The organism is Streptomyces sp. NBC_00012, assembly GCF_045040875.1.
In the GTDB taxonomy this organism is placed as follows: domain Bacteria; phylum Actinomycetota; class Actinomycetes; order Streptomycetales; family Streptomycetaceae; genus Streptomyces.
This window is the reverse complement of sequence record NZ_CP108309.1, coordinates 4,141,838-4,154,799: the sequence shown is the minus strand read 5'-3', so window position 1 is coordinate 4,154,799 and position 12,962 is coordinate 4,141,838. Positions and strand designations below refer to the sequence as shown.

Annotated in this window: 8 protein-coding genes and 3 rRNA genes; 6 read left to right on the top strand and 5 right to left on the bottom strand. The window is 64.8% G+C overall.

Translation table 11 applies throughout. From position 1 onward, the window contains the following. Positions 1-145 precede the first annotated feature (145 nt). The 4 genes from OHA19_RS19085 (at position 146) to rrf (ending at position 6,540) form a co-directional block, all read left to right on the top strand. Positions 146-703 carry a MarR family winged helix-turn-helix transcriptional regulator gene (locus OHA19_RS19085; protein ID WP_405715024.1) on the top strand — a complete coding sequence of 186 codons (558 nt, stop codon included), beginning with the start codon at positions 146-148 and terminating at the stop codon, positions 701-703. A 684-nt stretch (positions 704-1,387) separates the two neighbouring features. After that, positions 1,388-2,913 (top strand): 16S ribosomal RNA (locus OHA19_RS19080). 309 nt (positions 2,914-3,222) lie between these two features. Continuing rightward, positions 3,223-6,347: ribosomal RNA gene (locus tag OHA19_RS19075) — 23S ribosomal RNA — on the top strand. Positions 6,348-6,423: 76 nt separating this feature from the next. Further along, positions 6,424-6,540 (top strand): 5S ribosomal RNA (gene rrf / locus OHA19_RS19070). The 16S, 23S and 5S rRNA genes sit together here, the layout of an rRNA operon. 77 nt (positions 6,541-6,617) lie before the next feature. Here the strand turns inward: rrf and OHA19_RS19065 are convergent. The 5 genes from OHA19_RS19065 to OHA19_RS19045 form a co-directional block, all read right to left on the bottom strand. After that, entirely contained in the window at positions 6,618-7,283 is a 666-nt protein-coding gene (locus OHA19_RS19065; RefSeq protein WP_405715026.1) for a response regulator, read from the bottom strand. Continuing rightward, a complete protein-coding gene (locus tag OHA19_RS19060; RefSeq protein ID WP_405715028.1) occupies positions 7,280-8,581 on the bottom strand; it encodes a sensor histidine kinase in 1,302 nt (433 codons plus the stop codon). Before OHA19_RS19060 ends, OHA19_RS19065 begins: the two co-directional genes overlap by 4 nt. A gap of 32 nt (positions 8,582-8,613) precedes the next feature. Continuing rightward, positions 8,614-9,435 carry an ABC transporter permease gene (locus OHA19_RS19055; RefSeq protein ID WP_405750885.1) on the bottom strand — a complete coding sequence of 274 codons (822 nt, stop codon included), beginning with the start codon at positions 9,433-9,435 and terminating at the stop codon, positions 8,614-8,616. Then, on the bottom strand, positions 9,432-10,376 hold the full coding sequence (locus OHA19_RS19050) for an ATP-binding cassette domain-containing protein (RefSeq protein WP_405750882.1): 945 nt from the start codon (positions 10,374-10,376) through the stop codon (positions 9,432-9,434). The genes OHA19_RS19055 and OHA19_RS19050 overlap by 4 nt, the downstream gene beginning before the upstream one ends. Positions 10,377-10,460: 84 nt before the next feature. Further along, positions 10,461-10,910 (bottom strand): hypothetical protein, encoded by a 450-nt coding sequence (locus tag OHA19_RS19045; protein WP_405715034.1) that lies wholly within the window; start codon positions 10,908-10,910, stop codon positions 10,461-10,463. A 150-nt stretch (positions 10,911-11,060) separates the two neighbouring features. On the opposite strand from OHA19_RS19045, the gene OHA19_RS19040 reads away from it, so the two are divergent. Together OHA19_RS19040 and OHA19_RS19035 are read left to right on the top strand one after the other, a co-directional pair. Beyond that, complete coding sequence (locus OHA19_RS19040) at positions 11,061-12,320, top strand: sensor histidine kinase (protein WP_405750879.1); 1,260 nt, start codon at positions 11,061-11,063, stop codon at positions 12,318-12,320. Then, positions 12,305-12,952: a response regulator gene (locus OHA19_RS19035; protein ID WP_405715038.1), complete on the top strand. Its 648-nt coding sequence runs from the start codon at positions 12,305-12,307 to the stop codon at positions 12,950-12,952. The genes OHA19_RS19040 and OHA19_RS19035 overlap by 16 nt, the downstream gene beginning before the upstream one ends. The last annotated feature ends 10 nt before the right edge of the window (positions 12,953-12,962 follow it).

Here is a 12,962-nt window from a genome sequence, read left to right as displayed (position 1 = left end):
ACACTCACCTACCTCAAGGTCTCGAAGCGATATGCCGAGCCATCCGAACGACTCGAACCCGAAGACTTTAGCACTAAAGTTAGAACCTCAACAATACAACTCGAAGGACTTCGACGGCTTTGGACGGCGTGCCATACTGCCCGCCATGCCTGACACCACCGAGCAGCCCGGACCGCAGGAGCCGAGCCTCGACGAGCAGATCGCCGCCTACCAGCGCGAGTACCGCGACCTCGACCCGCAGGTCGAACAGGTCGTCTCGGCGCTGGGCCGGCTGAACCGCCGCATGAACGTGGCGTACGGACGCCAGCTCGCCGCCCTCGGCATCAGCAACGCCGAGTGGGAGGTCCTCAAGACCCTGGTCCTGGCCGGTTCCCCGTACCGCCTGGGCCCGGGAGAGCTGGCGAAACGCCTGGGCCTCACCCCGGCGGCGATGACCCACCGCATCGACCGCATGGCGGGCGAGGGCCTGGTCACCCGCGACCGGGACGAGAGCAACCGGGTGCGCGTGATCGTCGAGCTGACGGACGAGGGACGTACGAAGTGGCTGGAGGCGATGCGGATGGCCACCGACTTCGAGGAGGACCTGCTCCAGGACCTCACGCCCGATGAGCGCGGAGGCCTCGGCGACATGCTGATCCGCCTCCTGCGCCGCGTGGAGCACGCCCAGCCGGACGCCGGCGGCCGCCTCACCGACCTGGACTGAAGCCGTGTCCGACACGTGGGAAAAGGGCTTGACCTGGCGGGGTTGACACACTCCAGGTCGATCCGTAAGGTTCTTCGAGTTGTCACGGAGCCGGAACGGTTCTGCGACAGCCGATCCCGCCGCGAATGCGGCAACCAAACTCAGCACGATCTCCCACTCGGGACAATTTCGGCATGCCGAAATTGATTTCGAAGACCCGATTATGAGTCGCCGGGAGAATCCGCTAGAGTTCGGACGTCGGAACGGCCCAACAGCCAGGAAGACAAACCCCGCTGACTGGGAATCAGGCCCGAAAGGATCTGATAGAGTCGGACTCGCCGGAAAGGGAAGCGCGAAAGCGAAGAACTGGAAAGCGAAAGCAGGGCCCGCTTCGACCGGGAATCGGACACGAAAGAGTCTGATAGAGTCGGAAACGCAAGAACGAAGGGAAAAGCCCGGAGGAAAGCCCGAGAGGGTGAGTACAAAGGAAGCGTCCGTTCCTTGAGAACTCAACAGCGTGCCAAAAGTCAACGCCAGATATGTTGATACCCCGGCCTGCTTCGGCAGGTTGGTGGTTCCTTTGAAAGTCCTACGGGGGTCACTGACCCGGTAGGCAATTACACAGCGAGGACGCTGTGAACGACCGGTCTTATTCCGTCCGGTCGTTCCGCTCTCGTGTTGTGTTGTCCCGATCACGGGAAAACATTCACGGAGAGTTTGATCCTGGCTCAGGACGAACGCTGGCGGCGTGCTTAACACATGCAAGTCGAACGATGAAGCCCTTCGGGGTGGATTAGTGGCGAACGGGTGAGTAACACGTGGGCAATCTGCCCTTCACTCTGGGACAAGCCCTGGAAACGGGGTCTAATACCGGATAACACTCTGTCCCGCATGGGACGGGGTTGAAAGCTCCGGCGGTGAAGGATGAGCCCGCGGCCTATCAGCTTGTTGGTGGGGTGATGGCCTACCAAGGCGACGACGGGTAGCCGGCCTGAGAGGGCGACCGGCCACACTGGGACTGAGACACGGCCCAGACTCCTACGGGAGGCAGCAGTGGGGAATATTGCACAATGGGCGAAAGCCTGATGCAGCGACGCCGCGTGAGGGATGACGGCCTTCGGGTTGTAAACCTCTTTCAGCAGGGAAGAAGCGAGAGTGACGGTACCTGCAGAAGAAGCGCCGGCTAACTACGTGCCAGCAGCCGCGGTAATACGTAGGGCGCAAGCGTTGTCCGGAATTATTGGGCGTAAAGAGCTCGTAGGCGGCTTGTCACGTCGGATGTGAAAGCCCGGGGCTTAACCCCGGGTCTGCATTCGATACGGGCAGGCTAGAGTGTGGTAGGGGAGATCGGAATTCCTGGTGTAGCGGTGAAATGCGCAGATATCAGGAGGAACACCGGTGGCGAAGGCGGATCTCTGGGCCATTACTGACGCTGAGGAGCGAAAGCGTGGGGAGCGAACAGGATTAGATACCCTGGTAGTCCACGCCGTAAACGTTGGGAACTAGGTGTTGGCGACATTCCACGTCGTCGGTGCCGCAGCTAACGCATTAAGTTCCCCGCCTGGGGAGTACGGCCGCAAGGCTAAAACTCAAAGGAATTGACGGGGGCCCGCACAAGCAGCGGAGCATGTGGCTTAATTCGACGCAACGCGAAGAACCTTACCAAGGCTTGACATACACCGGAAAGCATCAGAGATGGTGCCCCCCTTGTGGTCGGTGTACAGGTGGTGCATGGCTGTCGTCAGCTCGTGTCGTGAGATGTTGGGTTAAGTCCCGCAACGAGCGCAACCCTTGTTCTGTGTTGCCAGCATGCCCTTCGGGGTGATGGGGACTCACAGGAGACTGCCGGGGTCAACTCGGAGGAAGGTGGGGACGACGTCAAGTCATCATGCCCCTTATGTCTTGGGCTGCACACGTGCTACAATGGCCGGTACAATGAGCTGCGATGCCGCGAGGCGGAGCGAATCTCAAAAAGCCGGTCTCAGTTCGGATTGGGGTCTGCAACTCGACCCCATGAAGTCGGAGTTGCTAGTAATCGCAGATCAGCATTGCTGCGGTGAATACGTTCCCGGGCCTTGTACACACCGCCCGTCACGTCACGAAAGTCGGTAACACCCGAAGCCGGTGGCCCAACCCCTTGTGGGAGGGAGCTGTCGAAGGTGGGACTGGCGATTGGGACGAAGTCGTAACAAGGTAGCCGTACCGGAAGGTGCGGCTGGATCACCTCCTTTCTAAGGAGCACTTCTTACCGGGCTTGCCTGGTCAGAGGCCACTACGTCGGCAAATGTTCGACGGTGGTTGCTCATGGGTGGAACGTTGACTATTCAGTACCTGGTGGTTCAAACGGGTCGTGAGTACTGCTCCTCGGAGCGTGGAAAGCGGGTCGGATGAATTCCGGGTGCTGGGCACGCTGTTGGGTGTCTGAAGGTATGGCCGCAAGGTTGCCTTCAAACGCCGGCCCCAGTGAACTTGCCTGCAAGGGTGAGGTGATGGGTGGCTGGTCGTTGTTTGAGAACTGCACAGTGGACGCGAGCATCTGTGGCCAAGTTTTTAAGGGCGCACGGTGGATGCCTTGGCACCAGGAACCGATGAAGGACGTGGGAGGCCACGATAGGCCCCGGGGAGCTGTCAACCGAGCTTTGATCCGGGGGTGTCCGAATGGGGAAACCCGGCAGTCGTCATGGGCTGTCACCCGCTGCTGAACACATAGGCAGTGTGGAGGGAACGAGGGGAAGTGAAACATCTCAGTACCCTCAGGAAGAGAAAACAACCGTGATTCCGGGAGTAGTGGCGAGCGAAACTGGATGAGGCCAAACCGTATGCGTGTGATACCCGGCAGGGGTTGCGCATGCGGGGTTGTGGGATCTCTCTTCTGCGGTCTGCCGGCCGTGGGACGAGTCAGAAACCGTTGATGTAGGCGAAGGACATGCGAAAGGTCCGGCGTAGAGGGTAAGACCCCCGTAGCTGAAACATTGACGGCTCGTTTGAGAGACACCCAAGTAGCACGGGGCCCGAGAAATCCCGTGTGAATCTGGCGGGACCACCCGCTAAGCCTAAATATTCCCTGGTGACCGATAGCGGATAGTACCGTGAGGGAATGGTGAAAAGTACCGCGGGAGCGGAGTGAAATAGTACCTGAAACCGTGTGCCTACAAGCCGTGGGAGCGTCGCTGTATGTGCTTGCACATGCAGTCGTGACTGCGTGCCTTTTGAAGAATGAGCCTGCGAGTTTGCGGTGTGTTGCGAGGTTAACCCGTGTGGGGAAGCCGTAGCGAAAGCGAGTCCGAATAGGGCGTTTCAGTAGCACGCTCAAGACCCGAAGCGGAGTGATCTAGCCATGGGCAGGTTGAAGCGGAGGTAAGACTTCGTGGAGGACCGAACCCACCAGGGTTGAAAACCTGGGGGATGACCTGTGGTTAGGGGTGAAAGGCCAATCAAACTCCGTGATAGCTGGTTCTCCCCGAAATGCATTTAGGTGCAGCGTCGTGTGTTTCTTGCCGGAGGTAGAGCACTGGATAGGCGATGGGCCCTACCGGGTTACTGACCTTAGCCAAACTCCGAATGCCGGTAAGTGAGAGCACGGCAGTGAGACTGTGGGGGATAAGCTCCATGGTCGAGAGGGAAACAGCCCAGAGCATCGACTAAGGCCCCTAAGCGTACGCTAAGTGGGAAAGGATGTGGAGTCGCAGAGACAACCAGGAGGTTGGCTTAGAAGCAGCCACCCTTGAAAGAGTGCGTAATAGCTCACTGGTCAAGTGATTCCGCGCCGACAATGTAGCGGGGCTCAAGCGTACCGCCGAAGTCGTGTCATTCGTACATTAATCCCCAACGGGAGTACGGATGGGTAGGGGAGCGTCGTGTGCCGGGTGAAGCAGCCGCGGAAGCGAGTTGTGGACGGTTCACGAGTGAGAATGCAGGCATGAGTAGCGATACACACGTGAGAAACGTGTGCGCCGATTGACTAAGGGTTCCTGGGTCAAGCTGATCTGCCCAGGGTAAGTCGGGACCTAAGGCGAGGCCGACAGGCGTAGTCGATGGACAACCGGTTGATATTCCGGTACCCGCTTTGAAACGCCCAGTACTGAGCCCATTAATGCTAAGTCCGTGAAGCCGGCCCGATCTCTTCGGAGTTGAGGGTAGTGGTGGAGCCGATGAACCAAGGTGGTAGTAGGTAAGCGATGGGGTGACGCAGGAAGGTAGTCCAGCCCGGGCGGTGGTTGTCCCGGGGTAAGGGTGTAGGACGCACGGTAGGCAAATCCGTCGTGCATATAGTCTGAGACCTGATGCCGAGCCGATTGTGGTGAAGTGGATGATCCTATGCTGTCGAGAAAAGCCTCTAGCGAGTTTCATGGCGGCCCGTACCCTAAACCGACTCAGGTGGTCAGGTAGAGAATACCGAGGCGTTCGGGTGAACTATGGTTAAGGAACTCGGCAAAATGCCCCCGTAACTTCGGGAGAAGGGGGGCCATCACTGGTGATTGGATTTACTCCATGAGCTGGGGGTGGCCGCAGAGACCAGCGAGAAGCGACTGTTTACTAAAAACACAGGTCCGTGCGAAGCCGTAAGGCGATGTATACGGACTGACGCCTGCCCGGTGCTGGAACGTTAAGGGGACCGGTTAGCTGACTTTCGGGTCGGCGAAGCTGAGAACTTAAGCGCCAGTAAACGGCGGTGGTAACTATAACCATCCTAAGGTAGCGAAATTCCTTGTCGGGTAAGTTCCGACCTGCACGAATGGCGTAACGACTTCTCGACTGTCTCAACCATAGGCCCGGTGAAATTGCACTACGAGTAAAGATGCTCGTTTCGCGCAGCAGGACGGAAAGACCCCGGGACCTTTACTACAGTTTGATATTGGTGTTCGGTTCGGCTTGTGTAGGATAGGTGGGAGACTTTGAAGCAGCCACGCCAGTGGTTGTGGAGTCGCCGTTGAAATACCACTCTGGTCGTGCTGGATGTCTAACCTGGGTCCGTGATCCGGATCAGGGACAGTGTCTGATGGGTAGTTTAACTGGGGCGGTTGCCTCCTAAAGAGTAACGGAGGCGCCCAAAGGTTCCCTCAGCCTGGTTGGCAATCAGGTGTTGAGTGTAAGTGCACAAGGGAGCTTGACTGTGAGACCGACGGGTCGAGCAGGGACGAAAGTCGGGACTAGTGATCCGGCAGTGGCTTGTGGAAGCGCTGTCGCTCAACGGATAAAAGGTACCCCGGGGATAACAGGCTGATCTTCCCCAAGAGTCCATATCGACGGGATGGTTTGGCACCTCGATGTCGGCTCGTCGCATCCTGGGGCTGGAGTCGGTCCCAAGGGTTGGGCTGTTCGCCCATTAAAGCGGTACGCGAGCTGGGTTTAGAACGTCGTGAGACAGTTCGGTCCCTATCCGCTGTGCGCGTAGGAATATTGAGAAGGGCTGTCCCTAGTACGAGAGGACCGGGACGGACGAACCTCTGGTGTGCCAGTTGTTCTGCCAAGGGCATGGCTGGTTGGCTACGTTCGGAAAGGATAACCGCTGAAAGCATCTAAGCGGGAAGCCTGCTTCGAGATGAGTATTCCCACCAACTTGATTGGTTAAGGCTCCCAGTAGACGACTGGGTTGATAGGCCAGATGTGGAAGCCTGGTAACGGGTGGAGCTGACTGGTACTAATAGGCCGAGGGCTTGTCCTCAGTTGCTCGCGTCCACTGTGTTAGTTCTGAAATAACGAACGGCCGTGTTGTTCCGGTGTTGTTTATTTCATAGTGTTTCGGTGGTCATTGCGTTAGGGAAACGCCCGGTTACATTCCGAACCCGGAAGCTAAGCCTTTCAGCGCCGATGGTACTGCAGGGGGGACCCTGTGGGAGAGTAGGACGCCGCCGAACAATCATTGTAGAAAGCCCCGTGCCCTTTGTGGCACGGGGCTTTTCTGCGTTTACGGCCCGACGTTCCACGGGCCCTTTTACGCCGGCGCCACCAGGTGGGTGTCGTAGGCCAGGATGACCGCTTGGACTCGGTCACGGGATCCGGTCTTTGCGAGGATGCGCGTGACATGCGTCTTCACCGTCGATTCGGCGAGGTGGAGCCGTTCGGCAATCTCCGTGTTGGACCATCCCTGACCTATGACGGTGAGGATTTCCCGTTCCCTCTCGGTGAGGGACGCGATGCGTGCGTCCAGGGTGGCGGGGCCGCCGGGAACGGTCGGGAGGTGCTGGACGTACGCGTCCAGAAGGCGGCGGGTGAGGCTGGGGGCCACCACCGCGTCGCCGCCGGCCACGGCCCGGATGCCGGAGAGGAGTTCTTCCGGCATCGCGTCCTTGATGAGGAAGCCGCCGGCACCGGCGCGGAGTCCGTCGTACGCGTACCGGTCCAGGTCGAAGGTCGTGACGATGAGGACGCGGGTGCGGGCACCGGCCTTGATGATGCGGCGGGTGGCTTCGATGCCGTCCAGGAGAGGCATGCGGATGTCCATCAGTGCGACGTCCGGCCGATGTTGCTGGACGAGGCTCAGTGCTTCCAGGCCATTGCCTGCCTCGCCCACCACGGTCATGTCGTCCTGGCTCTCCAACAGCATGCGGAATCCGAAGCGTTGCATCGGCTGGTCGTCCGCGATGAGCACGGTCGTCACGAGGGTGTGTCCTCCAGAGGAAGTCGAAGCCGTACCTGCCAGCCGGTCGTGGGTGCGGAGTCCGGCAGTGGGCCCGCTTCCAGTGTGCCGTCGTAGAGGGACGCCCGTTCACGCATCCCGGTGATTCCCTGTCCGCCGCCCTCGGGGCCCTTGCGGCCCGCGTTGCCGGTGTCCGTGATGACGGCTTCCAGCTCGGTGGCCCGGTAGGTCAGCGTGACCTCCGCGGTCGGTGACGGGGCAGTGCCGCCGTGCTTCAGCGTATTGGTCAGGGCCTCCTGCACCACCCGGTAGACCGTCAGCTGCCGGCCCGCGGTGGGCGGGGCGGACGGGGGCGTGCCGTGGACGCGCAGGCGTACGGGGAGGCCCGCCGTCCGTACGCCGGTGAGAAGTTCGGCCATGTCGTCCAGGGTCGGCTGCGGGGTGCGGTCGGCCGCGGCGGGGTGGTCGCGCAGGACACCGAGCAGACGGCGGAGTTCGGTGAGGGCCTGACGGCTGGTGGTGCCGATCGCTTCGAGGGCCTGGGCGGCCCGTTGCGGGCTCTTGGCGGCCGCGTAGGCGCCGCCGTCCGCGAGGCCCGTGATGACGGACAGGTTGTGCCCGATGATGTCGTGCATCTCCCTGGCGATCCGGGTGCGTTCGGCGGCGGCCGCGAGCCGGGCCTGCTGGTCGCGTTCCAGCTCCAGCCGGTGGGCGCGGTCGACGAGCGCCGCGGTGTGTTCCTTGCGGGTGCGGACCACGATTCCGAGCAGTGCCGAGAGGGCGAAGGCCCAGAAGTGGGGCACGATCAGCGGGTCCCAGCTGTGCGGGCGGTGCACCGCGCCGGCCACCAGAGGGGCGGCCACCAGGGCCCCCGCCCACGCCAGCGCCCGGCCGGGCAGCCGCAGCGCGACGTTGAAGACGACGATCTCCTGGAGGAAGGCGGCCTGGATGACGGCGCCGGACCAGGCGTTCACCAGCGAGACCGGTGCCATGAGCGCCAGCACCGTCAGGGGATGCGTACGCCGCCACAGCAGCGGTGTGGAGAAGGCCACGCTCATCAGCAGCACCAGCGTCCCGGAAACGTCCGGGTCGAGGGCCACGGTGCGCCAGCCGCCCGAGGTGACGTCGAGTACGGCGAACAGGACCCAGGACGTGGTCAGCAGTCCGTCCCAGACCAGCGGCCGCCGCACGTCGAAGGCGCGGACGCGCTGGATCAGGCGTTGGATGTGGCCGGTGAGCGGCGTGGTGCCGGGGGCGGTGCCCGGGTCGGTGCCGGGGGCGGTGTCCGGGGACCCGCTCAGGCCGTCGTCGTTCGTCACGCGTCCATCGTCGCGGGCCGCCGCCCCCGGTGTCATGCGTCCCGTCGGCGCAGCAGCAGTGCGGCCGAGCCCAGGGACGCCCCGGCCCACAGGCACAGGGCGAGCACGGCGCCGCCCGTCGAGGCGTCGCCGTCCAGCGGGGTGGCGGAGCCGAGGACACCGGCCGCCTGGGTGGGGAAGTACTTGATGGCGCTCTCCACCACGTCGTACGGAAGCAGGGAGAGGACCTCCGGCAGGATCATCACGCCGCCGACGTAGGCACCGATCGCCCCCGGTACCGAGCGCAGCAGTGCGCCGAGCCCGAGTGCGATCAGGCTGAGCAGGGTGATGGCCGCCGAGTTGCCGACGATCGCGCCGAACACGCCGGGGTCGCCGAGCGAGGCCGCCTGGTCGGTGTCGTGGAGGAAGAACTGCGCGGCGAGGAAGGTGATCAGGGCGGTGGCGAACATGGTGACGAGGACCGTGACGGTGAAGACCGCCGCCTTCGCCCACAGGACCGGGAGTCTGCGGGGGACCGCGGCGAGCGAGGCGCGGATCAGGCCGGTCGAGTACTCGCCCGCGGTGACCAGGCTGCCCAGGACCACGGTGCACAGCCCGCTGAGCATAGAGCCGTAGAGGACCAGGACCACGGTGTCGACGTCGGAGTCGCCGCCGTCGGAGATGTACGTCGTGCCCATGACCAGGCCGACGGCGAGCATCAGGAACGACGCCGAGGCGAGAGTGATCCAGGAGGAGCGCAGAAACCGGAGTTTGTGCCACTCGGAGCGCAGGACCCGGGCGGGTGTGATCCGGTACGGGCGCTGGTCCCGGCGGTCGTCGGTGCGTTCGTTCGGGAGGGCGGTCGCGGTGGTCATGCGAGGGCTCCGGTCGGCTCGGGGGTGGTGATCCGGTACTCGACCGACTCCTGGGTCAGGTCCATGAAGGCCTGCTCCAGGGAGGCGGTCCGCGGGGTGAGTTCGTACAGCGGGATGGAGTGGGCGGCCGCGGTGCGGCCGATGTGCGCCGCGTCCGTACCGCGTACTTCCAGCTCGTCGGGGGCGGCGGCCGGGCCGGTGGTGACGTCGACGCCGGGGCCGAGGCCGGTGAGGACCTCGCGCAGGGCGTCGGCCCGCGGTGTGACGACCTTGACCGAGGCGCCGCCGGCCGTGGCGACGAAATCGGCGACCGTGGTGTCGGCGAGGAGCCGGCCGCGGCCGACGATGATCAGATGGTCCGCGGTGAGCGCCATCTCGCTCATCAGGTGCGAGGAGACCAGGACTGTACGGCCCTGCTGGGCAAGAGATCTGAGGAGGTTGCGGATCCACAGCACGCCCTCCGGGTCGAGGCCGTTGACGGGCTCGTCCAGGATGAGCGTCGCCGGGTCGCCGAGGAGCGCGGCGGCGATGCCGAGCCGTTGGCCCATGCCGAGGGAGAAGCCCTTGATGCGCTTGTGGGCGACCGCGGTCAGCCCCGCCACGTCGAGTACGTGCTCGACGCGGCCGCGCGGGATGCCGTGGGTATGGGCCAGTGACATGAGGTGGTTGAAGGCGGTGCGCCCGGGATGGACGGAGCGGGCCTCCAGGAGCGCGCCGACCTCGGTGAGCGGTGCGCTGTGGGCGGCGTACGCCCGGCCGCCGATCGTCGAGCGGCCACGGGTCGGCGCGTCCAGGCCGAGCAGCATGCGCATGGTCGTCGACTTCCCGGCTCCGTTCGGGCCGAGAAAACCGGTGACGGCGCCGGGCCGGACCGTGAAGTCGAGGCCCTGGACGACGGTGTTGTCCCCGTATTTCTTGGTGAGTTCGTATGCCCTGATCATGCGGTCGACGCTACGGAGCGGGGCCCCGGCAGGCGTCGGACCCGGGGCGGGACGTGGCGGCGGGCGTAGTACCGGGGTACGACGTCAGCGTGATTCGGGGAGTGCGGCGCGCAGTGCGGAGCCCCGGGTGATGAGCGCGACCCGGATCACGGGCAGCACGCAGACGGTCTGCAGCACGGCGTACCACCACGGGCAGACCCCCGGGATCAGGTCGATGCCGATGATCGCGATCGGCATGACGACGGCGACCGCGCTCACGCGCTCGAAGGCCCGTCGGGATCCCCGGGAGGCGGAGACGGCCAGCCGGTGGACCGGCACGGCGATCACGGGCAGCAGGACTGCCCGGACCCACATGAACGTGTTCACCGTGTGACCGCTGATCGATACCGCGATGACCGCCAGGAGGGCGAGGGCGGCGAGTGCGCCGTAGACCTTGAGGCTGTTCCTCGCCGCGCCGAAGGCGTTCTGGACGCGGGGGTTGTCGAGGTTGCCGAGGGGGGTCGGTCCGGTCGTGGTGTGCTTGTCGGTTTCCATGTCAGCGACGCTACGAAGCGCCCGGCCGGCGCGGTATGCGTCTGGGCCCACGGGTGGGTGGGGCTGGACCCACTACCCGGCCGGCCCGGGTGGTGGCGGGCTCCGCGCGGTGCACAGTGGGAACACCGAACGGGTAGTGGAGGGGGAGCGATGAGGGAGTCGGGTCCGTGGCCGGTGCGTGTCGGTGTGGGTTTCGTACGGGCGTGTGCCGTGGCGGTCGTCGCCATGCTGGTCCCGGCGGTGTGGGCTGCCGCGGTGGCGCTGGGGATCCGGTGGGGAGCGGCGAACCCGTGGTCGTGGGTGATGCCGGCCGTGGTGGTCTGCGTGGGCACGCTCGCCCTCTCCCGCCCGGTGTGCCGGACGGTGCGCTTCCTCGTCGCGCGGTGGACCGGCACCGTCGTTCCGGCCGGATACCGGCAGGCCGGGCCGGTGACGCAGCTGTCCACCGGGTACTGGTGGAACGGCTTCCGTTACGAGCGCAGCAGGCGTGACGCCGTCATGGACCTGAAGTGGCGGGCCCGTTGGAAGGACCCCGCCAACTGGCGCGACCTGCGCTTTCTGGCCGTGGTGCCATTCACCGCGGGTGCGGTCGCGTCGCTTCCGCCGGCCGGGCTGGCCGCGGCGGTCGTCGGACTCGGCGGGCCCGGGGCCGCCGCGCGCGTCGTCGGGGTGCTCGGCCTGGTCGTGGCGGTCGCCGGTGCCCCGTACGCCTGGCGGTGCATCGAGCCGGTGGCCGTCCGCTTCCTGCGGGCGTCGCCCGCGATGGTGCTGGCGGACCGGGTCGCGGAGCTGACGGCCCAGCGTGCGGATACGACGGTCGCGCAAGCCGCCGAGATCCGCCGGATCGAACGGGATCTGCACGACGGGGCGCAGGCCGGGCTGGTCGTGCTCGGGCTCTCCCTGGCGACGGCGGAGAAGTTGATGGAGACCGATCCCGACCGGGCCAGGGCGCTGATGCGGGAGGCACGGGCCGGTGCCGCCACGTCACTGACCGAGCTCCGCGAACTGGTCAGGGGTATCAGTCCGCCGGTGTTGAGCGACCGGGGGCTCGTCGAGGCCGTTCGCGCGTTCGCCCTGGACAGCCCGCTCGAAGTGGCCGTCACCGCCGACCTCCGGCTGCGGCTGGAACCGCCGATCGAGGCCGCCCTCTACTTCGGGATCGCCGAGCTGATGACGAACGCGGTCAAGCACGCCCGTGCCACCCGGGCGCGGATCTCGCTGGCCCGGGACGGCGCCCGCCTGGTCGTCGACGTCGAGGACGACGGCCGGGGCGGAGCCGCGGTGCGCGCCGGCGGTGGACTCGCGGGGCTGCGCCGACGGCTCGCGGTCTTCGACGGCACCCTGGAGATCACCAGCCCGGCAGGCGGTCCGACCCGCGCGAGGATAGTGGTGCCATGCGAATCGTTGTAGCCGAGGATCTCTACCTGCTGCGGGACGGGATGGTCCGTCTCGTCGAGGCGTACGGGCATCAGGTGGTGGCGACGGCGGCCACCGGACCCGAGACGCTCGACGCGCTGCTGGAGTGGCGGCCGGACGTAGCCGTCGTCGACATCCGTATGCCGCCGACCCAGTCGGACGAGGGCTTGCGGGCGGCCCTCGCCGCGCGCGGCGAGGTGCCCGGACTGCCGGTCCTGATCCTCTCCCAGTACGTCGAACAGCTCTATGCCCGCGAGCTGTTGGCCGACGGCGCCGGTGGCATCGGCTACTTCCTCAAGGAGAGCGTGTTCGACGCCGACCAGTTCATCGATGCTCTGGAACGCGTCGCCGGTGGCGGGACCGCGATGGACCCGGCCGTCATCGCCGGACTGCTCTCCAGCGGGTCCTCGAACCGACGGCTGGAGGGGCTCACCGAACGCGAACACTCCGTGCTCGGCCTCATGGCCGAAGGGCTGTCCAACCAGGCCATCGGCAGGCGGCTCTTCCTCAGCGAGAGTGCGATCGGCAAGTACACCACCTCCATGTTCGGCAAAATCGGCATCGTCGATGACGACGACAGCAACCGGCGCGTCCTGGCCGTACTCACCTATCTCAACAACCCGTGACGGGGCCCGG

Bases quoted from the DNA above. Each gene is read 5' to 3' on its own strand.
- OHA19_RS19085 (WP_405715024.1), top strand. From the start codon at position 146: ATGCCTGACACCACCGAGCAGCCCGGACCGCAGGAGCCGAGCCTCGAC.
- OHA19_RS19055 (WP_405750885.1), bottom strand. From the start codon at position 9,435: ATGACCACCGCGACCGCCCTCCCGAACGAACGCACCGACGACCGCCGG.
- OHA19_RS19040 (WP_405750879.1), top strand. From the start codon at position 11,061: ATGAGGGAGTCGGGTCCGTGGCCGGTGCGTGTCGGTGTGGGTTTCGTA.
- OHA19_RS19045 (WP_405715034.1), bottom strand. From the start codon at position 10,910: ATGGAAACCGACAAGCACACCACGACCGGACCGACCCCCCTCGGCAAC.
- OHA19_RS19050 (WP_405750882.1), bottom strand. From the start codon at position 10,376: ATGATCAGGGCATACGAACTCACCAAGAAATACGGGGACAACACCGTC.
- OHA19_RS19035 (WP_405715038.1), top strand. From the start codon at position 12,305: ATGCGAATCGTTGTAGCCGAGGATCTCTACCTGCTGCGGGACGGGATG.